At 72.4% G+C, this 23,965-nt stretch carries 25 protein-coding genes and 1 riboswitch; of the genes, 16 read left to right on the forward strand and 9 right to left on the reverse strand.

The window, feature by feature from the left end; genetic code table 11:
• The first annotated feature begins 123 nt into the window (after positions 1–123).
• From BMX74_RS11795 to BMX74_RS11815, 5 genes are all read left to right on the forward strand, one after another.
• Positions 124–1,407 carry an LCP family protein gene (locus tag BMX74_RS11795; protein WP_256256893.1) on the forward strand — a complete coding sequence of 428 codons (1,284 nt, stop codon included), beginning with the start codon at positions 124–126 and terminating at the stop codon, positions 1,405–1,407.
• Between the two features lie 88 nt (positions 1,408–1,495).
• Positions 1,496–2,101 carry a TenA family protein gene (locus BMX74_RS11800; protein ID WP_055504321.1) on the forward strand — a complete coding sequence of 202 codons (606 nt, stop codon included), beginning with the start codon at positions 1,496–1,498 and terminating at the stop codon, positions 2,099–2,101.
• A gap of 39 nt (positions 2,102–2,140) precedes the next feature.
• On the forward strand, positions 2,141–3,019 hold the full coding sequence (locus tag BMX74_RS11805; RefSeq protein ID WP_091100224.1) for an Fpg/Nei family DNA glycosylase: 879 nt from the start codon (positions 2,141–2,143) through the stop codon (positions 3,017–3,019).
• Positions 3,020–3,070: 51 nt separating this feature from the next.
• Positions 3,071–3,394, forward strand: a complete 324-nt coding sequence (locus BMX74_RS11810; RefSeq protein WP_055504323.1) for a rhodanese-like domain-containing protein — start codon at positions 3,071–3,073, stop codon at positions 3,392–3,394.
• Between the two features lie 64 nt (positions 3,395–3,458).
• Positions 3,459–3,572, forward strand: a riboswitch (TPP riboswitch).
• Entirely contained in the window at positions 3,563–4,906 is a 1,344-nt protein-coding gene (locus BMX74_RS11815; protein WP_055504324.1) for a purine-cytosine permease family protein, read from the forward strand. (Overlaps the previous riboswitch by 10 nt.)
• Here the strand turns inward: BMX74_RS11815 and BMX74_RS11820 are convergent.
• The gene (locus BMX74_RS11820) at positions 4,872–5,444 is read right to left on the reverse strand and encodes a methylated-DNA--[protein]-cysteine S-methyltransferase (protein ID WP_055504325.1); all 573 of its coding nucleotides are present in this window, start codon (positions 5,442–5,444) and stop codon (positions 4,872–4,874) included. The two genes, BMX74_RS11815 and BMX74_RS11820, sit on opposite strands and share 35 nt — an antisense overlap.
• A gap of 95 nt (positions 5,445–5,539) precedes the next feature.
• Between BMX74_RS11820 and BMX74_RS11825 the strand changes: the two genes are divergently transcribed.
• Both BMX74_RS11825 and BMX74_RS11830 read left to right on the forward strand, forming a co-directional pair.
• On the forward strand, positions 5,540–7,408 hold the full coding sequence (locus BMX74_RS11825; protein ID WP_091100226.1) for a PAS domain S-box protein: 1,869 nt from the start codon (positions 5,540–5,542) through the stop codon (positions 7,406–7,408).
• 142 nt (positions 7,409–7,550) lie between these two features.
• Positions 7,551–8,018, forward strand: coding sequence for an ATP-binding protein (locus BMX74_RS11830; RefSeq protein ID WP_337959845.1), 468 nt, complete (start codon positions 7,551–7,553; stop codon positions 8,016–8,018).
• Between the two features lie 80 nt (positions 8,019–8,098).
• Here BMX74_RS11830 and BMX74_RS11835 read toward each other — a convergent pair whose 3' ends face one another.
• From BMX74_RS11835 to BMX74_RS43995, 3 genes are all read right to left on the reverse strand, one after another.
• On the reverse strand, positions 8,099–8,740 hold the full coding sequence (locus BMX74_RS11835; RefSeq protein WP_091100229.1) for a YidC/Oxa1 family membrane protein insertase: 642 nt from the start codon (positions 8,738–8,740) through the stop codon (positions 8,099–8,101).
• A gap of 77 nt (positions 8,741–8,817) precedes the next feature.
• Positions 8,818–9,018, reverse strand: a complete 201-nt coding sequence (locus BMX74_RS11840; protein ID WP_055504329.1) for a DUF6412 domain-containing protein — start codon at positions 9,016–9,018, stop codon at positions 8,818–8,820.
• The gene (locus BMX74_RS43995; protein ID WP_176573384.1) at positions 9,015–9,188 is read right to left on the reverse strand and encodes a hypothetical protein; all 174 of its coding nucleotides are present in this window, start codon (positions 9,186–9,188) and stop codon (positions 9,015–9,017) included. The genes BMX74_RS11840 and BMX74_RS43995 overlap by 4 nt, the downstream gene beginning before the upstream one ends.
• A 94-nt stretch (positions 9,189–9,282) precedes the next feature.
• Here BMX74_RS43995 and BMX74_RS11845 point away from each other — a divergent pair, with 94 nt between their 5' ends.
• Entirely contained in the window at positions 9,283–9,981 is a 699-nt protein-coding gene (locus tag BMX74_RS11845; protein ID WP_055504330.1) for a response regulator transcription factor, read from the forward strand.
• Entirely contained in the window at positions 9,978–11,096 is a 1,119-nt protein-coding gene (locus tag BMX74_RS11850) for a sensor histidine kinase (RefSeq protein WP_236714795.1), read from the forward strand. The genes BMX74_RS11845 and BMX74_RS11850 overlap by 4 nt, the downstream gene beginning before the upstream one ends.
• 306 nt (positions 11,097–11,402) lie before the next feature.
• Here the strand turns inward: BMX74_RS11850 and BMX74_RS11855 are convergent, their stop codons facing one another.
• A complete protein-coding gene (locus BMX74_RS11855; protein ID WP_055504331.1) occupies positions 11,403–11,807 on the reverse strand; it encodes a hypothetical protein in 405 nt (134 codons plus the stop codon).
• Positions 11,808–12,009: 202 nt separating this feature from the next.
• Here BMX74_RS11855 and BMX74_RS11860 point away from each other — a divergent pair, with 202 nt between their 5' ends.
• From BMX74_RS11860 to mptB, 3 genes are all read left to right on the forward strand, one after another.
• On the forward strand, positions 12,010–12,357 hold the full coding sequence (locus BMX74_RS11860; RefSeq protein ID WP_055504332.1) for an STAS domain-containing protein: 348 nt from the start codon (positions 12,010–12,012) through the stop codon (positions 12,355–12,357).
• Complete coding sequence (locus BMX74_RS11865) at positions 12,354–13,094, forward strand: glycosyltransferase (protein ID WP_091100231.1); 741 nt, start codon at positions 12,354–12,356, stop codon at positions 13,092–13,094. Before BMX74_RS11860 ends, BMX74_RS11865 begins: the two co-directional genes overlap by 4 nt.
• Before the next feature lie 318 nt (positions 13,095–13,412).
• On the forward strand, positions 13,413–14,957 hold the full coding sequence (mptB, locus tag BMX74_RS11870) for a polyprenol phosphomannose-dependent alpha 1,6 mannosyltransferase MptB (protein WP_256256894.1): 1,545 nt from the start codon (positions 13,413–13,415) through the stop codon (positions 14,955–14,957).
• Here the strand turns inward: mptB and BMX74_RS11875 are convergent.
• Positions 14,842–17,142, reverse strand: a complete 2,301-nt coding sequence (locus BMX74_RS11875) for a hypothetical protein (protein ID WP_143078624.1) — start codon at positions 17,140–17,142, stop codon at positions 14,842–14,844. The two genes, mptB and BMX74_RS11875, sit on opposite strands and share 116 nt — an antisense overlap.
• A 57-nt stretch (positions 17,143–17,199) precedes the next feature.
• Between BMX74_RS11875 and BMX74_RS11880 the strand changes: the two genes are divergently transcribed.
• Genes BMX74_RS11880 through serS form a run of 3 tightly spaced genes read left to right on the forward strand, consistent with a single transcriptional unit; the run spans position 17,200 to position 20,711 of the window.
• Positions 17,200–18,480 carry a glycosyltransferase 87 family protein gene (locus BMX74_RS11880; protein ID WP_256256895.1) on the forward strand — a complete coding sequence of 427 codons (1,281 nt, stop codon included), beginning with the start codon at positions 17,200–17,202 and terminating at the stop codon, positions 18,478–18,480.
• A 2-nt stretch (positions 18,481–18,482) separates the two neighbouring features.
• The gene (gene pheA, locus BMX74_RS11885) at positions 18,483–19,403 is read left to right on the forward strand and encodes a prephenate dehydratase (RefSeq protein ID WP_055504336.1); all 921 of its coding nucleotides are present in this window, start codon (positions 18,483–18,485) and stop codon (positions 19,401–19,403) included.
• Positions 19,404–19,445: 42 nt separating this feature from the next.
• Positions 19,446–20,711 (forward strand): serine--tRNA ligase, encoded by a 1,266-nt coding sequence (serS, locus tag BMX74_RS11890; RefSeq protein ID WP_055504337.1) that lies wholly within the window; start codon positions 19,446–19,448, stop codon positions 20,709–20,711.
• Here the strand turns inward: serS and BMX74_RS11895 are convergent.
• Together BMX74_RS11895 and BMX74_RS11900 are read right to left on the reverse strand one after the other, a co-directional pair.
• Positions 20,643–22,022, reverse strand: coding sequence for a hypothetical protein (locus BMX74_RS11895; RefSeq protein ID WP_143078625.1), 1,380 nt, complete (start codon positions 22,020–22,022; stop codon positions 20,643–20,645). The two genes, serS and BMX74_RS11895, sit on opposite strands and share 69 nt — an antisense overlap.
• 179 nt (positions 22,023–22,201) lie before the next feature.
• Entirely contained in the window at positions 22,202–22,405 is a 204-nt protein-coding gene (locus BMX74_RS11900) for a cold-shock protein (protein WP_020542378.1), read from the reverse strand.
• A 223-nt stretch (positions 22,406–22,628) separates the two neighbouring features.
• Between BMX74_RS11900 and BMX74_RS11905 the strand changes: the two genes are divergently transcribed.
• On the forward strand, positions 22,629–23,435 hold the full coding sequence (locus tag BMX74_RS11905; RefSeq protein WP_055504339.1) for a Cof-type HAD-IIB family hydrolase: 807 nt from the start codon (positions 22,629–22,631) through the stop codon (positions 23,433–23,435).
• An 11-nt stretch (positions 23,436–23,446) separates the two neighbouring features.
• Here BMX74_RS11905 and BMX74_RS11910 read toward each other — a convergent pair whose 3' ends face one another.
• A complete protein-coding gene (locus BMX74_RS11910; protein WP_055504340.1) occupies positions 23,447–23,962 on the reverse strand; it encodes a bacterial proteasome activator family protein in 516 nt (171 codons plus the stop codon).
• Positions 23,963–23,965 lie beyond the last annotated feature (3 nt).

The following is a 23,965-nucleotide window of genomic DNA, read 5'->3' on the forward strand; positions in this document are numbered from 1 at the left end:
CTATGTTTCCCCAGGGCCCCGCGTCAAGGTCCGCCTACTTTTCCGTGGGAAAACCATGACGACCCGTCTTCACCCGCCGGAGCTGGGACGTAGCGTCTATGACAAGCGAAGGAAGAAGGAGAAGTGTCTGAGGACGACCGGACGCGGGCGATGCGCCCGCCAGGCGACGGCCGCCCCCTGCCCCAGAGGCCCGGCGACGGCCCGCGTTCGGGCGGTGCCCCCGCCCACCACATCCCGTCCGGCGGTTCGGACGCGCCCACGCACAAGCTCCCGGCCGTCGGGCCCTCCGACGCGCCGCCGCCCCCGCCCCCGCCTCCAGGGGAGGAGCCGAGGGGCAGGTCGCGCGTCTACGGCAGGGAACGTTCCGGCGGCGGCCCCGTCAAGCCGCTGACCCCCCGCCGCGAGACGGGCGGCGAGCGGCCCCAGGAGCGCCCCAGAGGGCCGCGCAGGCGCCCGTCGGGCCGGACGATCATCAAGATCGTCGCGGCGGTCCTGGCGGCGCTCCTGGTGGCCGCCGTGGGCCTGGTGTTCTGGATCGACTCCCGGCTGAAGGGCATCGACGGCGCGCTCGACGACTACGACGGCCGCGTGGCCGACACGCCGGGCTCCAACTGGCTGCTCGTCGGCTCCGACAGCCGCAAGGGCCTGTCGGCGGCCGAGCGCAGGAGGCTCGCCACCGGCCGCGCCGTGGGGCAGCGCACCGACTCGATGATGCTGCTCCACATCCCCGAGGGCGACGGCAGGCCCACGCTGGTCAGCCTGCCGCGCGACTCCGCCGTCACGATCCCGGGCCGGGGGCGCGACAAGCTCAACGCCGCGTACGCCACCGGGGGCCCCAAGCTGCTCGTGCGAACCGTGGAGACGGTCACGGGCGTGCACATCGACCACTACATGGAGATCGGCTTCGCCGGGTTCGTCGACATCGTCGACGCCGTCGGCGGTGTGGAGATCGACGTGCGGGCCGCCGTGGACGACCCGAAGGCCGGGCTGAAGCTGAAGAAGGGCAAGCAGGTGCTGAACGGCTCGCAGGCCCTCGGCTACGTCCGCACCCGCAAGGGTGGGGCGCTGCCGGACTTCGAGCGTACGAAGCGCCAGCGGCAGTTCCTGGGCGCGGTGGTGAAGAAGGCGGCGAGCCCGGGCGTGCTCATCAACCCGTTCACGTCGATCCCGCTGGCGATGAGCGCCACCGACGCGGTGGAGGTCGATCCCGGCACGGGCGTGTTCGACATGCTGTCGCTGGGCCTGGCCATGGGTGACAGCCCGCAGACCACGGTGGTGCCGTTCGGCGGCAACGAGAACGTCGGGGGCGGCGTGGGCGTGAAGTGGGACAGGGAGAAGGCCCTCGCGCTGTTCAACGCGCTCAAGGAGGACCGTCCGGTCCCCAAGGAGATCCTCGACGCGCGCTGACGTCGCGGGCCGGGCGGCCGCGATCCCCGCCGCCCGGCGCCGGGGGCGGCGCGCGTGACGGTCATGCTTCATCACTAACCTCCCAGACATGGCTATCTCGGAGAAGTTGCACGCCATCGGCCGTCCGCTGCTGGAGGAGCAGCTCGCGCACCCGACCGTCGTGGGCATCGGACGCGGCGACCTGCCGGAGCCGGTCTTCCGTTCGTGGCTGGAGCAGGACTACCTGTACCTGCTGGACTACGTGCGGGTGTTCGCGCGGCTGGCCTGGCAGGCGCCGGACGGGCACCTGGGCGACCTGGTGGACCTGGCGCACGCGACGTACCACGACGAGCTGAGGCTGCACCGGTCGCTGTCGGCGGAGTTCGGCGCCGACCTGGAGGGCGCGGTCAAGGGGCCGGCGTGCGAGGCGTACACGCGGTTCCTGCTGGAGTCGGCGGCGTCGTACGGGGAGGGGCTGGCCGCGCTCTACCCCTGCATGTGGGGATATTCGACCCTCGGCAAGATCTTGGCGGAGAACCCGCCGACTGAGCCGAGATATCGGGCGTGGGTGGACACGTACGCCGATCCCGGGTTCGCGGCACTCACGGTGAGGATCGCCCAGATGATCGACGAGGCCGACCCCGACCCGGTGCGGGCGGAGGCTCTGTTCACCGAGGGCATGGCCCACGAGCTGGCCTTCTGGGACGTGCCGTAGTTTCCACAGCCTGTGGACGGCGGACCGTACCCTGGGGGCATGCCGGAACTTCCCGAAGTGGAGTCCCTCGCAGAGTTCCTCAAGGAACGGGCCGTGGGGCGCACCGTCCTGGCGGTCGACGTGGTGGCCGTCCAGGCGCTCAAGACGTTCGACCCGCCGGTCACCGCGCTCGGCGGGCTGACCGTCACGGGCGTGGCCAGGCACGGCAAGTTCCTCGACCTCGACTGCGACGGCCTGCACCTGGTCGTCCACCTGGCCAGGGCGGGCTGGCTGCGCTGGCGCGACGACCTGTCGGGCGCCAAGCCGGTACGCCCGGGCAAGGGGCCGCTGGCCGCGCGCGTGCGGTTCGCCCCCGGCGACGACGGCCTGGCCCCCGGGTTCGAGCTGACCGAGGCGGGCACCCAGAAGCGCCTGGCCGTGTACGTCACCCGCGACCCGCGGGAGGTTCCCGGCGTCGCCGCGCTCGGCCCCGATCCGCTCGACCCGTCGTTCACCGTCGACACGCTCAGGCGGATCGTGTCCGGCAGCCGCATGCAGATCAAGGGCCTGCTGCGCGACCAGAAGGTCGTCGCGGGCATCGGCAACGCCTACTCGGACGAGGTCCTGCACGCCGCGCGGATGTCGCCGTTCAAGATCGCTGGGACGCTCACCGACGCCCAGGTGGCCGACCTGCACGAGGCCGTCGTCGCGACGCTGCGCGAGGCCGTCGAGCGGGCGCGCGGGCTGGCGGCCAAGGACCTGAAGGCGGAGAAGAAGTCGGGCCTGCGGGTGCACAACCGGGCGGGGCAGCCCTGCGACGTCTGCGGCGACACCATCAGGGAGGTGTCGTTCTCCGACTCGGCGCTGCAGTACTGCCCCACCTGCCAGACCGGCGGAAAACCGCTCGCCGACCGCAGGCTGTCCCGGCTGCTCAAGTAGCGGCTCACGCAACGGTACGTGCTCACGCCCGCGGCGCGAGATGATGGACGCATGACCGTTCCAGAGATCGAGGCCAAGGACGTCCCCGACGACGCCTACCTGCTTGACGTGCGCGAACAGGAGGAGTGGGTGGCGGGCCACGCGCCCGGCGCCGTGCACATCCCCATGTCCCAGATCCAGGGGCGCGTCGACGAGGTGCCAGGCGACCGCACCGTGTACGTCGTCTGCCGGGTCGGCGGGCGTTCGATGCAGGTGGCCGCGTGGCTGTCGCGCCTCGGCCGCGAGGCCGTGAACGTCGGCGGCGGCATGCAGTCGTGGGAGGGCGCGCACCGGGCCATGGTGAGCGAGACGGGACAACCTCCGTACGTCGCCTGAACGCCGGTCGAACACCCCACTGTGGCGGATCTCCCGCCATTACGGCATGATGAGGGCGCTAACTTCAGATCGTCGCGGGAGCTCGGGGTGCCGGGCTGAGAGGGCAGCTACAGATCCGCTGCCGACCGCCTGAACCTGTCCGGATAATGCCGGCGTAGGGAGTGTGCGATGGCGCATGTCGTCGACGAAGTTCCGCTGACCCTCGAAGGCGCGCCGCCCAAGACCCTCGGCGTCCTCGACCAGGGAGCCCTCTGGGCCAACCTCGGGGTCAGCCTCCTCGGCTTCTCGGGGGCGCTGCTCCTGCTCGACCCGCTCGGCAACGCGCCGCTCAGCCTGGCCGCCGCCCTCACGGCCGCCGTCGTCGGCAGCCTCATCGGCACCGCCATGGTGGGGCTGTCCGCCATCCCCGGCACGCAGACCGGGCAGCCCGCCATGGTGCTGCTGCGCGGCCTGTTCGGCGCCAAGGCGTCGTACGTGCCGACGGTGCTCAACATCGTCCAGATGCTCGGATGGGGCGCGTTCGAGCTCTGGGTGATCGCCAAGGCCGCCAGCGCGATCTTCCCCGGGGTGCCGTACCAGGTGTGGGTGCTCGTCGCGGGCGTGCTCACGACGGTGCTCAGCATCTGGCCGCTCGGCTCGGTCCGGCTGCTGCGGCGCTACGTCACCGTCGGCGTGATCGTGTCGATGGCCTGGTTCGCCGTCGTGTTCCTCCGCGACGCGCCCGCCCACACCGGCGGCACCTGGACCGGCTTCGCCCCCGCCGTCGACTACGTGATCGCGCTGTCGGTGTCGTGGGTGCCGATGGCCGCCGACTTCGCCCGCCACTCCCGCTCCGGCCGGGCCGCGTTCACCGGGATCGTCGGCGGCTACACGCTGGCGCAGGTCGCCTGCCTCGGCCTCGGCGTGTACGCGGTCGCCATCGCCGGAGCCGGCGCCGTGAACGCCGACGGCACGGCCGTGTTCACGCCGTTCGTCGCCGCGCCGCTCGGCGCGCTGTTCTTCGCGATCCTGGTGCTGCGCGAGACCGACCAGTCGTTCGCCAACGTCTACTCCACCACCGTCTCGCTGCAGAACCTCATGCCGCGCGTCGACCGCAGGGTCTTCTCCACCGTCATCGGCGTGCTCACCGTCACCATCGCGCTCGTCGTGGACGTCGCCTCGTACGGCGCCTTCCTCGGCGTGATCGGCGCGGTGTTCGTCCCGATGTTCGCCGTGCTCGCCGTGGACTACTTCCTGCTCGGCGGCTCCCGGAACTGGGACACCGGCGAGGACGCCCCCGCGCGCCCGGCGATGCTGGCGCCGTGGGCGCTCGGCTTCGTCGCGTACTGGCTGACCACCTCCAGCCCGACCATGGCCGGGTGGGACGGCTTCTGGGCGGCCGTGCGCCACGCGATCGGCTTCACCCGGCAGCCGTGGATGAACGGCGCGCTCGGCGCCGCCCTGGTGGCCGCGCTCGCGACGCTGCTCGTCGGGGCGCTCAGCGGGCGGCTGAGGCGCGCTGCTCGACGGTGAGCAGGTGCTGCTTGGCGGCCACGCCCCCGGCGTAGTCGCCGAGCGTGCCGTCGGCGCGTACGACGCGGTGGCACGGCACGATCACGCACACCGGGTTGCCCGCCAGGGCGTTGGAGATCGCGCGCAGCGCCCTGGGCCGCCCGATCAGCTCGCCGAGCGCCTCGATCGTCGTGGTCGTGCCGTACGGCACCGCCATGGTCTTCTGCAGCACCGTACGGGCGAAGGACATGGCGAGCGACAGGTCCACCGGCGTGGCGAAGGCCCGCAGGCGGCCCGAGAAGTACGCGTCGAGCTCCCTGCGCACCGGGTCGAGCCGGCGCGGGTCGGGCCCGATGAACGAGCCGACGTGCTTCAGCACCTGCTCGAAGACGCGGTTCTCGTCCTCGAAGCTGCAGGCCACGATGCCCCGGGCGGTGACCGCCAGCGTCAGCCTGCCCACGGCGCCGTCGTACGTGCCGAACGCGATGTCGGGCGGGCTCTTTCCCCGATAGGTGGGAGAGGTCACGCGCAACAGGGCGTCGAGATCGTTGCCCGACATACGCTCACCCTCTTCACCCACCAGAAAAAGCCGTGACCGCAGCGTATCGGACGGATCGCCCGACGCACCCACCGCGCCACGTGCACTATGGAGGTGTGGGTGACGCATGGGCCGGCAGTGACGAGGACATCGCTCGCGCGGTGCTCGCCGGTTCCCCCAACGCCGTCGTCGCCCTCGACAGGGACCAGACCGTCCTCGTCTGGAACGCCGCCGCCGAGCGGCTGTTCGGCTGGTCCGCCGAGGAGATGCTCGGGCGCAGGCCCCCGATCGTCCCCGCCGAGCTGACGGCCGAGCACAACGCGGTGCTCGAACGGGTCCGCACCGGAGGCCAGGTGTCGCTGCGCACCCGCCGCTTCCACAGGGACGGCACCCTGCTCGACGTGCGCGTCGACACCGCCGCCCTGATGGTCGGCAACTCGGTCGCCGGCTACGTCTGCGTCCACCATCTCGTCCAGACCGACGAGGCGGCGAGGAGCCGCATGGCGCGCAGGGCGCGGCTGGTCCGCCGGCTCACCGACGTGGTCGGCGACATCAACGCCGAGCTGGAGCTGCCCGCCGTGCTCGACCGCATCTCGGCCAGCCTCACCGAGCTGACCGGCGCCGACGGCGGCGGCTTCGTCCTCATCGAGGACGACAGGCTGCGGCTGGTCAGCACGTACCAGTTGCCGGAGGAGATCCGCGGCACCACCACCGACCTGCGCACGAGCCTGGTCGACAAGCTGCTGCGCACCGGCAAGACCGTCCTGCTGGAGTCGCAGGGCCTGGGCGGCCTGGTGTGGGCCCGGATGCCCGGCCTGCACACGATCGCCCTCGGCCTCGCCGCGGTCGGCGGGCGTCCCTATGGCGCGCTGTACGCGCTGTTCGCCCGCCGCACCCCCGGCCACGTCGAGCTTGAGCTGCTCGAACTGCTCGCCGGCCACGCCGGCATCGCGGTCGGCAACGCCGTGGCCTACCAGGAGGCCGTGCGGCAGCGGGCGCACGAGCGGGCCGTCTTCGACGCGAGCGCCGACGGCATCGCCGTGCTCGACGAGCGGCGCCGCGTGTCGCGGTGGAACCCGGCAGCGGCCGAGCTGACCGGCTACGCCCCCGAGGCGGTCCTCGGCAGGCCGACGCCGTTCCCCGTGCCGTCGCCGGGCGAGACGTACACGGTCCAGCTGAAGAGCGGGCGGTGGCTGGAGGTGGTGAGCGCGGAGATCGAGGAGACCGGCGAGCTGGTGATCGACTTCCGTGACGTCACCACGGCCAAGGAGCTGGAGGAGGCCAAGGACCTCTTCCTCGCCACCACCAGCCACGAGCTGCGCACCCCGATCACGATCGTGCGGGGGTTCGCCGGCACCCTCGACTCCCGCTGGGACAAGCTGACCGACGACGAGCGCCGCTCCGCCGTCCACACGATCGCGGAGCGGGCGAGGTCGCTCGGGCAGCTCATGGACCACCTGCTGCTGGGCGCGCGGGCCGGGGCCGAGGAGCTCGCGGTGCGCATCGAGGCGTTCGACCTGGCCGACCGGGTCAGGGCGGCCACGCTGGGGCTGCCCGTGCTGTCCGACAGGCACCGGGTCGAGGTGGACGTCGAGGACGGCCTGCCGTACGTGCTGGGCGACGCGCTCGCCACCGACATCGTGCTCGGCCAGTTGCTGGAGAACGCGTTCAAGTACTCGCCCGCGGGCGGGCTGATCAGGGTGGCGGCCTGGCGGGAGGACGACCGGGTGGTCGCCGTCGTCGAGGACGAGGGCGTCGGAATCGCCCCGCCTGACCGAGAACGGATCTTCGAGCGGTTCGTCCAGGTGGACAGCGGCGACAGGAGGAGGTTTGGTGGAGTGGGGCTCGGGCTCTACATCGTCCGCAGTCTGGCCAGGGCACAGGGAGGCGACGTGACCGCGCAGCCGCGACCGGGAGGCGGCACCAGGATGAGGCTCGTCATGAGACGTGCTTCCCCTATCCGATCCGACACACCGATGCGGTAACGAGGTGGTCACAGTTGCGCTGATCTATCGTCCAATGTGTACAAGCTGTGATCGAGATGCGGTTTCTGGGATTGAGTAACGGGGCATTTCGGTCGTACCGGGGAGTGTTCCCACGGGGGGCACAGGGAACGGGGAGGTGGGTGTGTCAAGCGTGGTGCTGCTGCCGTACGCGCCGTCCAGCGTTGCCGTCGCCCGCCAGCGTCTGAGCACTGATCTGCAGGACTGCGGGGTGTTCGCCACCGCGATCGACGACGCCGTGCTGGTGGTCAGCGAGTTGCTGAGCAACGCGCTGCGGCACGCGCACCCGCTGCCGTCGGGCATGGTGAGAGTGGCCTGGCTGCGCAGCGACGACCGCATCGAGGTGGCGGTGAGCGACGGGGGAGCCGCCACGGAGCCGCGCGCCGGCCGCCCCACGCTGTCGTCGCTCGGGGGCCGCGGTCTCGGCATCGTCGAGTACGTGGCCGAGAGCTGGGGAGTACGTCACGACGGCGAGACGAAGACCGTGTGGGCCGTGCTGCCCGCCCCCGCCGCGTCGGTGAACGGGCAGGTCAACGGCTCCATGAACGGCCAGGTCAACGGGAAGGTGGCCAGCCTGAGAGAGGCCGGCTAGCCACCCCGTCCTCGCGCCCGTTCACGCCGTCGGGCGAGCCGCGCCGCGCTCCCCGTCGCCTTCGGCGCCTTCGCCCGGCCTCAGGCGGTGCGCGCCGTCAGCACCGCGCGCTCCCCGGCCGTCCAGGCGGTGGAGACCAGCAGGTACAGCCCGGCGGCCAGCGGGAGCACGGCCGCGGCCAGCACCGATCCGTACGGCATGAGCCGCATGAGCCGGGTCACCGCCTGCGGCTGCCCCTCCGGCACCTCCATCCGGCGCGACGACCACCACGCCAGCACGAGGACCAGCACGATGATCAGCGCGAAGACCGAAACCGGCCAACTGATCAGACCGTAATGCCCGATCACCCCGGCCAGGTGCTGACCCAGCGGAGCCCCCAGCAGGTCCTGCCCCGCGAGCGCGGTCGGGTGCGTCGCCACCCGGTACATCAGCCACAGGAACGGCATCTGCGCCAGCGCCGGCCCGATGCCGCCGAACGGGGAGCCGCCCGCCTCCGCGTACAGCGCCCGCGTCTTCTCCGCGAGCCTCTGCGGATCGCGCGCGTACCGCTCGCGCAGCTCCCGCAGCCGCGGCGCGAGCCGCCGGCCGAGCCGCGCCGCCCGCGCCTGCCGCACCGCGAGCGGCACCAGCAGCAGCCGCACCGCCAGCGTGAACAGCACGATGCCGAGCGCGGCGCTGCCCCCGGACATGCCGATGACGAACGTGACAAGAGAATCGATCATGAGCCCTTCCAATGAACGAGAGGGAAGAAACAGGGCTCACGGACGAGAGCCCCGCCTGACACGCAAGCGGGGCGGAACTAAGGAGCTCGGGGACGCGGACGCCCGGCCGCGTCGGGATCGCGCAGGCGCTGGAACGCCGTACGGCGCGCGTAGCCCGGCGGCGGACCCGACTGGTCGCCCCCGAGCACGGGCAGCAGCCGCGCCGCCCAGGTGGCCAGCAGCAGGATCGCCACCATGGTGACGCCGGCCAGCCACGGATCGAGCAGGAAAAGCGTCACCGCAGCTTCGAGGACTTGCCCACGACGGTGACGGCGATGAAGACCAGCAGGGCGACCACACCGACGATCAATGCCAGCTTGACCAGGCCGACCAGCATCGGGACCACGAAGTTGAACACGACGAACAGGCCCAGCAAGGTCCCTAAGACGAGCATCACGACTCTACTCATGAGGCAACCGTACGTCCTCCCGGCATGATCCGCGAGGCTTACGAACCGATGACGTCCATGTCGCCCCCGGGCGGCTCCGCCGTACCGTGAGGGGATGAACACGCGCATCCTGGTGGTCGAGGACGATCCGACCGTGTCCGAGGTGGTGGCCCGGTACCTGGAGCGCGACGGGCACGAGGTCGAGTGCGTGGGCGACGGCGCCGAGGCGCTGCGCCGTGCCCTGGCCGCACCCCCCGACCTCATGGTGCTCGACCTCATGCTGCCCAAGCTCGACGGGCTGCAGGTGTGCAGGAAGCTGAGGGAACGCCGGCCCGTCCCCGTGATCATGCTGACCGCGCTCGGCGAGGAGATCGACCGCGTCGTCGGCCTGGAGACCGGCGCCGACGACTACGTGGTCAAGCCGTTCAGCCCGCGCGAGCTGGCCCTGCGGGTGCGGTCCGTGCTGCGCCGCGCCAGGGGCGCGACCGTCATCCCCGGCACCGGCGTGCTGCGCGACGGCGACCTCGTCGTGGACGTCGGCGCGCACGAGGTGCGGCTGCGCGGCGCCGAGGTGACGCTCACCGCCAGGGAGTTCGACCTGCTCGCCTACCTGATGCGCAACCCCAGGCAGGCGTTCGGCAGGGCCGCCCTGCTCGACCAGGTGTGGGGCTGGTCGTTCGGCGACTCCTCCACCGTGACCGTCCACGTCAGGCGGCTGCGCGAGAAGATCGAGCCCGACCCGACCGAGCCGCGCAGGATCGTCACCGTGTGGGGCGTCGGCTACCGGTACGAGCCGATGGACACAGGGCCGTGACCCCTTACGCGGCCGCGCCCCTCGGCGAGCTGTGGATGGTCGTGGCCGTGACCGCCGGCCTGGGGCTCGTCGTGGCCGCGCTCGGCGTCGGCGTGATCTGGCGGCTGCGTACCCGGTCCATCGGCGTGATGCTGGCCGTGGTCGTGGTCGTCGCCGTGTCGGCCACGCTGGCCGGGGTCGTCGTGGGCATCATGGAGATGATCATCGACGGGCCGGTCAAGGACTCCGTGCTCGCCATCGTCGCCGTCGGCGGGCTCGTCGGGCTGGGGGCCGCGTTCGTCCTGGCCAGGATGGTCGTCAGGGAGAGCAGGCGGCTCGTCGCCGCCGTCGGCGCGACGCCGTTCACCGCCCCGCGCGGCCTGCCCGCCGAGCTCCAGACCATCGCCGGCAGCCTGGAGGAGGCGTACGAGCGGGAACGCGCGCTCGAAGGCGCCCGGCGCGAACTCGTCGCCTGGGTCAGCCACGACCTGCGCACCCCGCTCGCGGGCCTGCGTGCCATGGCGGAAGCCCTGGAGGACGGCGTCGTCCGCGACCCCGCCACCGTCTCCCGCTACCACAGGCAGATGAAGCTGGAGGTCGGACGCCTGTCCGCCATGGTGGACGACCTGTTCGAGCTGTCACGCATCCACGCCGGCGCGCTGCGGCTCTCCCGCGTCAGGATCGGGCTGGCCGACCTCGTCGCCGACACCCTCGCCGGCGCGGAACCGGTCGCACGGGCCAAGGGCGTCGTCCTGACCGCCGAGGCCGCCGCGAGCGTGCCCGTCGAGGCCGACCCGGGCGCCCTCGGCAGGGCGCTCGGCAACCTCGTCGTCAACGCCATCAGGCACACACCGCCCGGCCGCACGGTCGTCCTGCGGGCCGGGGTGGACGCCGGAGGCATGGCCTGCCTGTCGGTGGCCGACTGGTGCGGCGGCATCCCCGAGGAGGACCTGCCGCGCGTCTTCGACGTGGCCTTCCGCGGGGAGGCCGCCCGCACCCCGACCGCGGAGGGCGGCGCGGGACTCGGGCTGGCCATCGCACAGGGCATCGTCGAGGCGCACGACGGGACGATCGGCGTCGTGAACGACGGGCCGGGCTGCCGCTTCGACATCCGCCTGCCCCTCCTGCGGTCCTGACCCGGGTGCCGGGGCTCTTCTGGACGGAGGAGGCTCGGGAAGAGGGAGCTCGGGACCGGGGCGTGTCAGGGGCTCGAAGCCGGGAGGGATCGGTGAGCGCGGAGCCGGGCGGAACGGGGAGCTCCGAGCGGCGACGGACGGGGAGCTCGGGGCGTGGTCACTCGGGAGGTTCGGAGGGCCAGGAGGAGACGGCGGGAAGCTCAGGGCGCGGTGGATCCCAGGGCTGGAGGAGACGGCGGGAAGCTCAGGGCGCGGTGGATCTGAACGTCAGCAGGGGACGGCGGGGAGCTTGGGGCGGGGTGGAGGTCAGGAGGGGGTGGTGGGGAGTGAGGGGTCGGTGCCGGGGCCGAAGGACTCGGTCATCGCGCGGAAGGTCGGGCACGGCCAGCGCCACATGCAGCTGCGGCACCGCAGGATGGGGTGCGCCGTGTCGCTCGTGATGCCGCCCGCGTCGCGGGGCTGGTGGAGGTCGAGCAGCCGGATGCCGAGCTCGGAGAGCCTGAGCAACTCGGCGCGGGCGCCCGCGAGGAAGTCGAGGTCCTCGCTCGCCAGCCGGGTACGGATCGGCACGTAACCATCCTGGTTCACCAGGTCACGCAGGCGTTCCGCCTCGTCGTGCCAGGACTTGGCCTTCTCCGTGGTGATGAGGATGCTCTCCAGGCGTTCCCTGAGCATCTGCCGCTGGGGGTCATCGGTTCGGTCGGCTTTCATAGACGCGGGGCCCGTCTGGCGTGCCCCAGCCCCTCCTTCTCCATGGTCGCGAGCTCCGTGCCCGGGGTCCGGTGCCGGTGTCGTCGTGTCAAGCTTCGCGTACTCTCCGTTGTGATGAAGCCCAAACGGAGGACAAAAACCTGTGGTTCCCCTATCGGCGTGACAACGTGACCGGAAGCGCGCGCCCCGCTAGCCTGCCCATGTGGAGCTCAAGGTCTCGACCCGATCACACGCCGGCCATGCACTCGTCGCGATCACCGGCGAAATCGACCTCTATACGGCGCCCCACCTGCAGTCCGAGTTCACTCGGCTGCTGCAGGAAGGGCCGGCCCGCGTGGTCATCGACATGTCCGGCGTCGACTTCTGCGACTCGACCGGCATGAACGTCCTGCTGTCGGCGCTCAAACGCATGAAGGAGCGCGGCGGCGCGCTGGAGGTGGCGGCCCCGCGTCCGGCGGTGCGCAAGATCCTGCAGGTCACCGGCCTCGACTCGGTGTTCACCGTCCACGAAGAGGTGCCGCAGGAGCTCCTCATCGCCGAGGGATCATGACGGAGGCGGTCACCGACGACACCGCCGTCGTCATCCCGGCCGTCAACGAGGCCGACCGCATCGCGTCCACCGTCGCCGCCGCCAAGGCCCTGCCCGGAGTGGGGCTGGTCGTGGTCGTCGACGACGGCTCGACCGACCAGACGGGCCGGATCGCCCGCGCGGCCGGCGCACGCGTCGTACGTCACAGCCGCAACCGCGGCAAGGCCGCGGCGATGGAGTCGGGCGCGGAGGCGGTGCGGCTGCTCGACGACGACCGCCCGCCCCGGCACCTGCTGTTCCTCGACGCCGACCTGGGCGAGACGGCACGCGCCGCGGCGCCGCTCATCGAGCCCGTACGGTCCGGGGCCGCCGACATGACGATCGCGGTCTTCATGACCCGCGTGAAGCTGGGCGGGCACGGCTTAGTGGTGCGCCTGTCCAGAGACGGCATCCGCCGCGCCACCGGCTTCGAGGCCGCCCAGCCGCTGAACGGTCAGCGCTGCCTCACCAGGGCCGCCTTCGAGGCCGCGCGGCCGCTGGCGCACGGCTTCGGCGTCGAGACGGCGCTCACGATCGACCTGCTCCGCAAGGGGTTCCGGGTGTCGGAGGTGGAGGTCGAGATGTCCCATCGCGCCACCGGCACCGACTGGCGTGCGCAGCTCCACCGGGCCAGGCAGCTCAGGGACGTCGCCCGCGCCCTGGCCACCCGAGAGCCGCTGATCGCCGAAAACCTGAACAAACTTCACCCCAAGCGCTGACCAGCCGCAGCTCACGCCCACCCCAAACCTCCCCACCGTCGGCCTCCACCCCCCAAACCGCCACAAACCACCCGCCGATCCCCTCGAACGGCTCCACGAACTCCCCGGGGAGAGACGGCGACCGGGGCACCCGACTGGAGGAGGCGAGGCCGCCGCTCCAGCTCGCGTCGGGAGAGGTGCTGGGCGGCTCGGCCAGGCGAGGCCGCCCCTTCCGCTCGCCTCGCGAGGGGCGCTGGGCGGCTCTGCCCGGGCCGAAGCGCCCGTTCCGGGTTCATGGGGGTGGGCGTCGCCGGTGGGTGGGTGTGCTGGAATTTGCGGGTGACTCCGGAGACGCGGCAGGGCAGGGCACGGGACCGGCTCACGAAGGTGGGCGTCGCGGCCGTTGGCGCCTCCGTCGTGGTGACGGTCGTCATCGGGCTGCTCGGGCCGTCCGCGATGGTTCCGGGGCTGGGCGGGCCCGGGTGGCAGCCGCCGTACTGGCTCGACGCGCGGCCCGACGGGCACCTCGTGATCGCGCTGGCCGCCGCCGGGCTGGTGCTGGGCGGGTTCGGCCTGCTGGCGGTCCTGTCGGCGATCCCGGCCGCCCCCGCCTCCTCCGGTGGTGCGGTGGGGTGGCGGCCTTGGCTGCCGCGGGCGAGGGCGCTGGTCGTCCTCGGATGTCTGGCGGCCGGGGTGCTCGCGTTCCTGCCGCCGTCCGGGTCCGGCGACCATCTCAACTACGCCGCGTACGGACGCATGGTGACGCTCGGGCTGGACCCGTACACGCATGGGGCGGCCGACCTGCCCGGCGACCCGGTCGCCGACGCGGTGGAGGCGCCGTGGCGCGAGGAGCCCAGCGTGTACGGCCCGGTCGCGACGGCGGTGCAGGCGGCGGCGAGCTGGGTGGGCGGCGACTCGACCCGGCTCACGATCTTCGTGCTGGCGCTGGTCAACGCGGCGGCGTTCATCGCCACGGGCCTGCTGATCGACCGGTTCACCCGGCACGACCCGGCCAGGCGGCTGCGGGCGGCCCTGCTGTGGACGGCCAACCCGCTCCTGCTGTACCACCTGGTCGCCGGCATGCACGCCGACACCCTGGCGATCGCCTGCATGGTGGCGGCGCTGCTGGCCAGGGGCAGGCCGCTGGGTTCCGGGCTGCTGCTGGGGCTGGGCGTCGCGGTGAAGCTGAACGCGGGGCTGGTGGCGCTGGGCCCGGCGTGGGAGCTGCGCAGGCGTCCGGCACGGCTGGCGGTCATGGCGGGCGCGGCCGTGGCGGTGGTCGTGGTCGGGTACGCGGTCGCGGGGCCCGAGGCGCTGGCGCCGGTGTCGCGTACCAGCAAGTCGGTGTCGTGGGCGTCGCTGTGGAAGCTCGTGCAGGGCTGGCTGCAGGGGGCGCTGGGCTCGGGCGCGTACCGGGGGGAGATCCAGGTCGGTTCGCTGCTGCTGCTCGCCCTGGTGGCGTGGTCGCTGCTGCGCATGGCGGCACGCGGGCCTGTCCCCGGAGGCGCGGGCGGGTTCCTGGCGCGGCCGTTCGGGGGTGGCGAGGTGGACGCGACGGTCGTGGCGGCGGCGCTGACGGTCGCGTACGTCTTCGCGACCCCGTACGTGCTGCCCTGGTACGACGGGCTGGCGTTCGGCATGCTGGCGCTGGTCGGGGCGTCCGCCGTCGACGGGTTCGCGGTGGCTCACCTGCTGGCGCTGTCGCTGGCGTACCTCCCGGCGCGGGTGGACGGGCAGCCGGAGGACCTGGCGTGGCTGGGTGAGGTGGTCAGGCCTCGGATGGCGTGGGTGCTGCTCGCCCTGACCTGCGTCCTGGTCGTGTGGGCGTGGCGAGCTGCAGCGCCCGTACGCACGCCGCGAGCGTCAGCGGCACCGCCACGGTGAGCGCCATCGCGGGGATCGCGATGCCGGAGTCGTTGCTGAGGAAGCCGAGGAAGGCGCAGGTGAGGGCGCCGATCAGGCCGGCGCGCAGCGTGGGGGCCTGCCGGTACGCCTCGCCGAGCGCGGCGGCGCCCCAGCGCGACGGCCGGTTCAGCACGAGGAACAGGAAGGCGAGCGCGACCAGCGAGAGCAGCGTCAGCGACCAGTTGCCGACGGTCACGCCGACCATGGCGCTGAACTTGCGTCCGACGACGGTCCACGCCTGACCGTCGATCACCTGCTGGACGAACGCGCCGAGGTGGGTGCGCTGCGCGGCGGGCCGCAGCCAGTCGAACACGGAGAGCGCTCCGACGAGTACCGCGCCCCCGAGCCCCACGAGCAGCAGCTTCACGACGGAGACCCGCCTGCCGGACAGCAGGATGAGGAAGACGGCCAGGCCGATCACGAACGCCGGGACGCCGCCGAAGTCGGCGCCCCAGGAGGGCCAGCCGTCGGCGAAGACGGCCAACCCGCCGTACAGGGCGCAGGCGAGCACCACGGCGAGCCTGGGCAGCCCCCGGCGCAGCAGCCACTGGGCGGCACCGGCCAGGCCCAGGATGGTGCCGGTGGCGTAGACGGCGAAGGCGATGTTGCTGAAGCCGTAGAAGCGGCCGCCGGTGACGGGCTCGTACCCGGTGACGGCGTTGACCTGGAGGGCGGAGCCGGTCATGACGTCGGCGAGCAGCGCCAGCGAGGTGGTGGCGGCGACGACGGTGAGCGGCCCGAGCACGTGGGCGCGCCACGGCCCGGCGAACGCGAGCGCCGTGATCGCCCCGGCGATGCCGAGGATCGTGACGATCACCGACAGCATCGGCACCGGCAGGCTCCACCAGGGCACGAGCTGCGCGAGGAACGTGGACACGGCGACGGCTCCGCTCAGCACGGCCACCACCTGGACCGCCACGAGGATGCGGGAGGCCGCCGCGGCGCCGGGCGCGGGACGGCGGCGGCGCAGGGCTAGGGCGGCGAGGGCGTAGAAGAGCAGCTGGACGGTCACCAGCACGGTGAAGAACGGCCCGCGGACGTCGCGCAGCACCTGGCTGGCCAGGTCGCCGTCGGCCAGGGCGGTGACGGTCGCGGCGGCAGTCTCGGAAGCGGTCTCGGAAGCGGTCTCGGAAGCGGTCTCGGAGGCGGGGCCGCCGGACTGCCAGGGGCGGCCGACGACCTCGCGCGGCGGCGTCAGCCCGAGGGCCTGGACGGCGGTGGCGGTCAGGTCGGTGATGGTGACGAGGGAGTCCTGCCGCGTGGAGGTGGCGGTGAGGCGGCCGCGCGGGTAGGGCCCGCCGGACGGGGAGGGGCCGGTGGCGACGGCGACGTGCAGGTGGGCGTTCGGGGTGACGTCGGAGACTCCCGCCACGAGGATCGTGGTGCCGGGCGGCAGCTTGCCCACGAGCGCGCCGACCTGCCGGTCGGCCTGGGTGACTGCGGCGCGGCGCTCGGCCGGGGGCAGCGCGCTGGGGACGCCGTACTCGTCGAGCGGCTGCCGGGACCAGGCCGCGGCGACGTCGCCGGCGTCGAGCGCGATCAGGTGGTACGGGGTGAGGTCGCCGAGCTCCTCCACGGTGGCCGCGTACATGCCGATATTTCCGGACTTGTCGGCAGCGGCGAGCGCGGCCCCCGGCCCGACGGCGGCCACCTTGCCGCCCCCGGCGGTGACGAGAGCGCCCAACGTGCCGATCCTCGCGTCGTAGCCGGTGCCCGCCTGGTACGCCGCCAGGTGGTCCCACCCGGGCACGGCGGCGGGCCCCGGGCCCGTGGCCGCCGGCTCGGCGGGCCTCGGCTGCGGAACCGCCGGGCAGCCCCGGCCCTCGGCGCCCGCGCGCTGCCCGGCCGACACCGTGAGCCAGCCGGCCACCGGGCAGGTGACGCCCCGGTCGGGCGGCGGCACGGCCCGCGTCGAGAGCGACGCCGAGCCGCCCGCGCCGACCAGCGCCCAGAGGTTCGGGGTGGCCTCCTGGCTGACGTCGCTCCACTCCAGGCCGGGCACGCCGATCAGCGCCACCCGCCCGCGCGCCTGCTCGGCGGCGGAGGCCGACGCGGGGGCGGCGAGCGTGAGTGCCGCGAGGACGGCCCCGAGCAGCAGCGCCGCGAGCGCCCGCGCGGCCCGCCCGAGCTCCGCCCCGTGGGGGGCGGTGGCGGCGTACGGCATGGAAACCCCCCGACTCTGCGCCTCGACCGAACAACAGCCACGGTAACGTGCCACATCGTGACACGAGTCGAGGTGCGGGCGATCGCACGGCAGTGGTGGGCCTGGGCGCTCGCGGCCCTGGTGGTCGCCGCGGCCGCCGCGCCGCTGGTGCACGCCTGGCTCACCAACCCCGACGACCAGCGCCTCGTCGACCTCGACGTGTACCGCACCGGCGGCCAGATGCTGCTCCAGGGCCGCCCCGTGTACGAGTTCGCCACGCCCGCGCCGCAACTGCTGCCGTTCACCTATCCGCCGGTCGCGGCCATGCTCGCGGTGGGGCTGGCCGTGATGTCCTGGGACACCGCGCAGTGGGTGTGGACGGCGGGCGTCTTCGCCGCGCTCGGCGTCACGGTCTGGTTCGCCTTCCGCGACGCGCTCGCCCGCCGGCCGCTCGCCGCGTACGCGCCCTGGGCGTTCGCCGCGCTCATGGTGGCCTGCACGTACCTGATGCCGATCCGCGACCAGGTCAGGTTCGGGCAGGTGGACATCCTGCTCGTCATGCTGTGCCTGGCCGACTGCGTGGCCAGGCGGCCGTGGTGGCCGCGCGGGTTCCTCGTCGGGCTGGCGACGGCGGTCAAGCTCACCCCGGGCGTCTTCCTCGTCTACCTCCTCGTCACGCGGCAGTGGCGGGCGTTCTGGATGGCGTCGTTCACGACGTCGCTGCTCACGCTGCTGCCGTTCGCGGTGATCCCGCGTGACGCGGCCGCCTTCTGGTTCTCGGCGCTGCTCGACCCGGAGCGGCTGGGCAGCAACGCGGCGACCACGAACCAGTCGCTCAGGGGCATGCTGATCAGGCTGTACCTGAACGACGCGGTGACGGCGGGCCTCTGGCTGGCGCTCGCGGCGGTGGCCGCCTGGTACGGCTTCACGGCGGCGCGGCGGGCGTACGCGGCGGGCGACGCGGTGACGGCGGTCGCGCTGGTCGGGCTCACGGCGGTGCTGGTCTCGCCGGTGTCCTGGATCCACCACCTGGCCTGGGTGGTCGTGGTGCTGGCGGCCCTCGTGGGCGACGGGCGCGACCGGGTCAGGCTGTGGGTGGCCGCGGGGGTGTGGCTCTACTACGTGGTGCCGGTGCCCTGGTGGGGGGTCTCGCTGAAGGCCGCCGAGATCCCGGTGGTGAGCCCGGTGCTGGGGAAGATCGTCCAGAACGGGTACGGGCTGGGGGCGATCGTCCTGGTGTGGCTGCTGGCGTCCTGGCTGCCGCGGCGGCGTACGGCGTCGGCGCAGGCCGCCACTCCCGATGGCGGACACGGCGCCGGAAACGGCGGCGCGACGCCGCAACCTGCGGATACGCTGTAAGCATGCCCAGACTCGCCTATCTCGGACCGGAAGGGACCTTCACCGAAGAGGCCCTGAGGCTCCTGGATCCCACCGCCGAGCGTCTGCCGTGCGCGAACGTCCCCGCGGCGCTCAACGCCGCCCGCTCCGGCGAGGCCGACGGCGCGGTCGTGCCGCTGGAGAACTCGATCGAGGGCGCCATCACGACGACGCTCGACGAGTTCGCGTGGGGCGAGCCGCTGCTGATCACCGCGGAGCTGCTGCTCCCGGTGGAGTTCTCGCTGCTGGCGAGGCCGGGCACGGAGATCGCGCACATCAAGCGGGTCTACACCCATCCCGCCGCGATCACGCAGTGCCGCGCGTTCGTCTCGCGCGAACTGCCAGGCGCGGTGGTGGTGGCCGCGCCCTCCACGGCCGCCGCGGCGCAGGAGGTGTCGCTGCCGGGGTCGCCGTACGACGCCGCCATCGCCGCCCGCATCGCGGGCGAGCACTACGGGCTGGTTGAGCTGGCGTCGCGCGTCGGCGACAGGTCCGACACGGTGACCAGGTTCGTCCGGGTGAGCCGTCCCTGCGCGCTGCCCGAGCCGACCGGGTCCGACCGCACCACGCTGGTCGTGTTCCTGGCCGACGACCGCCCCGGCGCGCTGCTGGCGATGCTCACCGAGTTCTCGGTGCGGGGCGTCAACCTCACGCGCATCGAGTCGCGGCCCACCGGCGACGGCATCGGCCGCTACTTCTTCCACTTCGACTTCGAGGGCCACGTGGCCGACGCCAGGGTCGGCGAGGCCATCGCGGGCCTGCACCGCATCTGCGGCGAGGTGCGCTTCCTCGGCAGCTACCCGCGCGCCGACGGGGTCGCGCCGGTGATCAAGCGGGGCACCGCCGACACCGAGTTCGCCGAGGCCGCCGACTGGCTGGAGCGCATCAGAGCCGGGCGGGTGTAATCGGGGGGCGAGCCGCCGCCCCGCGCCGGTAGCCTTTTCCTTGTGATTGACCTGCGTACCCTTCGTGAGGATCCCGACCGGCTACGGGCGTCGCAGCGTGCCCGCGGTGAGGACGACTCCGTCGTCGACACGCTGCTCGACCTCGACGGGCGCCGTCGCTCCGCGCTGACCTCGTTCGAGTCGCTGCGCGCCGAGCAGAAGAGCATGGGCAAGTCGGTCTCCAGGGCGCAGGGCGAGGAGAAGGCGGCGCTGCTCCAGCGCGCCAAGGACCTCGCGAGCCAGGTCAAGGCGGCCGAGTCCGAGGCGGAGAAGCTGGGCGCGGAGCTGGACGACCTCCTGCAGACGGTGCCCAACATCGTCGAGGAGGACGCCCCGCCCGGCGGCGAGGACGACTACGTCGTCCTGGAGACCCACGGCGAGCCCCGGGTCTTCGACTTCGAGCCGAAGGACCACCTGGAGCTGGGCGAGGCGCTCGACGCCATCGACATGGAGCGCGGCGCGAAGGTGTCGGGCTCGCGGTTCTTCTTCCTGAAGGGCGTGGGGGCGCGGCTGCAGCTCGGCCTGCTCAACATGGCGATGCAGCAGGCCATCGAGGCCGGGTTCACGCCGATGATCACGCCGGTGCTCGTGAAGCCCGAGACCATGCAGGGCACGGGTTTCCACGTCGCCCACGACAAGGAGATCTACCGCCTGCCCGAGGACGACCTCTACCTGGTCGGCACCTCCGAGGTGTCGATGGCGGGCTACCACGCCCAGGAGATCGTCGACGGCGACACGCTGCCGCTGCGGTACGCGGGCTGGTCGTCCTGCTTCCGGCGCGAGGCCGGCTCGTACGGCAAGGACACCAGGGGCATCATCCGGGTGCACCAGTTCGACAAGGTCGAGATGTTCTCCTACGTGCGGCCCGAGGACGCCCGCGCCGAGCACCAGCGGCTGCTGGCCTGGGAGCGCGACATGCTGGCCAAGATCGAGGTGCCGTACCGCGTGATCGACACGGCGGCGGGCGACCTCGGCATGTCGGCGGCGCGCAAGTTCGACTGCGAGGCGTGGATCCCGACGCAGGGCCGCTACCGCGAGCTGACCTCCACCTCCAACTGCACCGAGTTCCAGGCGCGCAGGCTCTCGGCGCGCTTCCGCGACAAGGACGGCAAGCCGCAGCACCTCGCCACGCTCAACGGCACGCTGGCCACCACCCGCTGGATCGTCGCCATCCTGGAGAACCACCAGCAGGCCGACGGCTCAGTGGTCGTGCCCAAGGCTCTGCGGCCGTACGTCGGGCTCGACGTGCTGGAGCCCGTGCGCAAGTGACGCCACCCGGCGGGCGTCGCGCCGCAGCAGCGCGAGCCCGCCGAGCAGCACTTCCACGGTGAGCACGACGGCCGCCACCACCGCCTGCCCGTACTCGTCCGGCACGCCCGCGGCCCAGCCGTGGAAGGGCAGCGTCGCGGCGGCGTACGTGAGCGTCCCGAGGCCCAGGGAGATGAGCACCGTCCTGGCTCTCGGCTGCCCGGCGAGGGCCAGGGCGAGGCACGCCGTGCCGGCGAGCGTCACGACGGCGCCGCCCAGCAGCGCCTGCTCCACGTCGAGGCTCGGCAGGTAGCGCTCGTGGACCGCGTCGGCCACGAGGTAGACGCCCCAGCAGGTGGCCGCCACCGTGAGCGTGTACGCCAGGAAGAGGCGGCGCAGGCCCGTGCCGATGCCGGCCAGCGCCACCATGGTGGCGAGCGCGAGCGCGAGGCGCTGCTCGGCGGCCACCGGGTTGCTCCGCGGCGCCTTGATCACCGAGGGCCAGCCCACGCGCCGCCACTCGCCCCGCACGTCGCGGACGACGACGCCGTCCACGCCGTCGGCGACCACGACGACGTGCCCGCCGCCGGGCCGCGCCTGCACCGCCAGGGCCTGCGGGCCGTACCGGCCGGGCGCGCCGGGGTAGGTTCTCTCCAGGTACTCCCTGCGGCCCTCAGAGAGCGTCCAGGAGGCGTGGAAGGTCACCCCGTAGTCGTCGGACTCCGCCACGGACGCGCTGCCCGGGACGATCCTGTAGCAGCGCCGCGGCTGCGCGGGGACGCACCGGGCGGTCTGCGCCAGGCCGGCCGGGCCGCCGTGCCAGGCGGTCCACGTGACGCCGCCGTCCTCGGAGGCCAGCCCGGTCATGCCGCCGGTCTGTTCGCTGAGGAGGACGACGACGCGGCGGTCGTCCGCCTCGACGGAGACGGCCGCGCTGTACGTGACGGCGCCGGTGGCGGTCACGGCGAGCACGGCGAGGGGCACGCCGGCCAGCACGCGCAGGCGCGTCGGGGGAGTGGGGGCCGAGCGGATCCACCACGCCAGGGCGAGCGCCGGAAGGGCGAGGAGGTCCGTGGGATCCGCCAGGACGCGCGAAGGGCCGGCCACGAGGGTCCAGACCTGGGAGGCGAGCTCAGCGCCCGTCTGCGTGGTCTTGACGAGCGTGAAGAGGGCGCCGGTGAGGAGCGTGGCGGCCAGGTCGGCGCGGCGGAGGAACAGGAGCGCGAGGAGCGGCGGCGCCACGACGAGGCCGGCCACGTCGCTCAGCTTGCCGGTGAGGAACCCGGGCCAGACCGCCTTCAGCAGGTGGTCGTTGATGAGCAGCACGATCACCGCAGACAGGGTCGCCGGGTGGCACAACCATCCGTACCTCATGTACGGGTTGACGGCCCCCCTGGGCGGGGAGTTCGTCCGTTAGGTGAGTTGAGTCACATTTGTGATCCGGTACGCACCCCGGACAGCAGAAGGCCGGAGCCCGCTGGAAGCGAACCCCGGCCTACCTTGCTGCTAGGTCAAATGGAGCGGACCTGGGAGGCCTGCGGCCCCTTCTGGCCCTGCGTGATCTCGAACTCGACCCGCTGCCCGTCTTCGAGGCTACGGTAGCCGCTGCCGACGATCTCGGAGAAGTGCACGAACACGTCCGGCGCACCGCCGTCCGGGGCGATGAAGCCGAAGCCCTTCTCGGCGTTGAACCACTTGACGGTTCCCTGAGCCATAAAAGCTCTCCCTCAGGATGTGAATCTATGGAACCCACACCTCGTGGGTTCCGGTGTGTCGTACAGCAAGCACCCGGGGTGGCTCAGACAAAGTCATGCTGGTTTTCACTACGGGATCAGCTAATACAACGCCATCACATCTAACACCATTCTGGCGCGTCGGTGTTCCCGTCCCCGGGAAGATTTCTGTCCACACGCATCACAGGGCAAACTGGAACCTGTTATGCACAGCCTTGCGACGCCGCGTCTCGTGGCCACCGACCTCGACGGAACCGCCCTGCGCACCGACGGAACCGTGTCCTCCCGTACCGTCGCGGCCTTCGCCAGGGTCGAGGAATCAGGGGCGGCCCTGGTGTTCGTGACGGGCCGTCCGCCCAGGTGGATGCGTCCGGTGGCGGACGCGGTGCGTCACCGCGGGCTCGCGGTGTGCGCCAACGGCGCCCTCGTCTACGACCTCCATACGGAACGGATAGTTGAATCCCACCTCATCGCCGTGGACGCGCTCCAGGAAGTCGTCGCTCAGCTAAGAGCGAACGTGCCCGGTCTGGCATTTTCTGTCGAGTATGAGGGCGGTTTTGCGCATGAGTCGGATTTCCTCATAGGTCGGCTCGACAGGAAGGCACAGAACGTGGTCTGTGCCGACTCCGCGTCACTGACGTCACGGCCCTGCGCCAAGCTGCTCGCCCTGCACCCCGGCATGGGCCCCGACGAACTCCTGGCCACCGTCCACGAGCTGGTCGGCCACCTCGTGACCGCCACCCACTCCAGCGGCAGAGGCCTGATCGAGATGAGCGCGCACGGCGTGACCAAGGCCACCGCGCTCGCCGCGCTCGCCCGCGAACACGCCGTCGAGGCCGCCGACGTGGTGGCGTTCGGCGACATGCCGAACGACCTGCCCATGCTGAGCTGGGCAGGCACGTCGTACGCGGTCGCGAACGCCCACCCCGAGGTGCTGGCGGCGGTCGATCACGTGACCGCCGCCAACAACGACGACGGAGTCGCCCTGGTGCTCGAAGAGCTCTACACCTAGGTGGCCGGGGGCTACAGGTAGGGGCCGGAGCCGTGGGGACGCGGGCCCTCGTCGCCCTGGGGGACCCCGGGCAGCGCGCGGCGCATCTGCTCAAGCTGGGCGCGGGCCGCCATCTGCTGCGCGAACAGCGTGGTCTGGATGCCGTGGAACAACCCTTCGAGCCAGCCGACGAGCTGGGCGTGCGCGATGCGCAGCTCCGCCTCCGTCGGGGGCTCACCGTGGTCGTCGTGGAACGGCAGCGACAGCCGCTCCAGCTCCTCCACCAGCTCAGGCGCGAGACCGTCCTCAAGCTCCTTGATGGACGACTCGTGGATCTCCTTCAACCGCTTGCGGCTGGCCTCGTCGAGGGGAGCCGCCCTGACCTCCTCCAGGAGCTGCCTGATCATGCTGCCGATGCGCATCACCTTGGCGGGCTGCTCGACCAGGTTCGTCACCGAGCGCTCTTCCTCGCCGCTGTCGCCCTGACCACCCTGGAAGTCGGGGCCCACCACCACGATGTGGGGGGTGTTGTTCTCTTCAGCACTCATAAC

The organism is Nonomuraea pusilla, assembly GCF_900109355.1.
Taxonomy (GTDB): Bacteria; Actinomycetota; Actinomycetes; order Streptosporangiales; family Streptosporangiaceae; genus Nonomuraea; species Nonomuraea pusilla.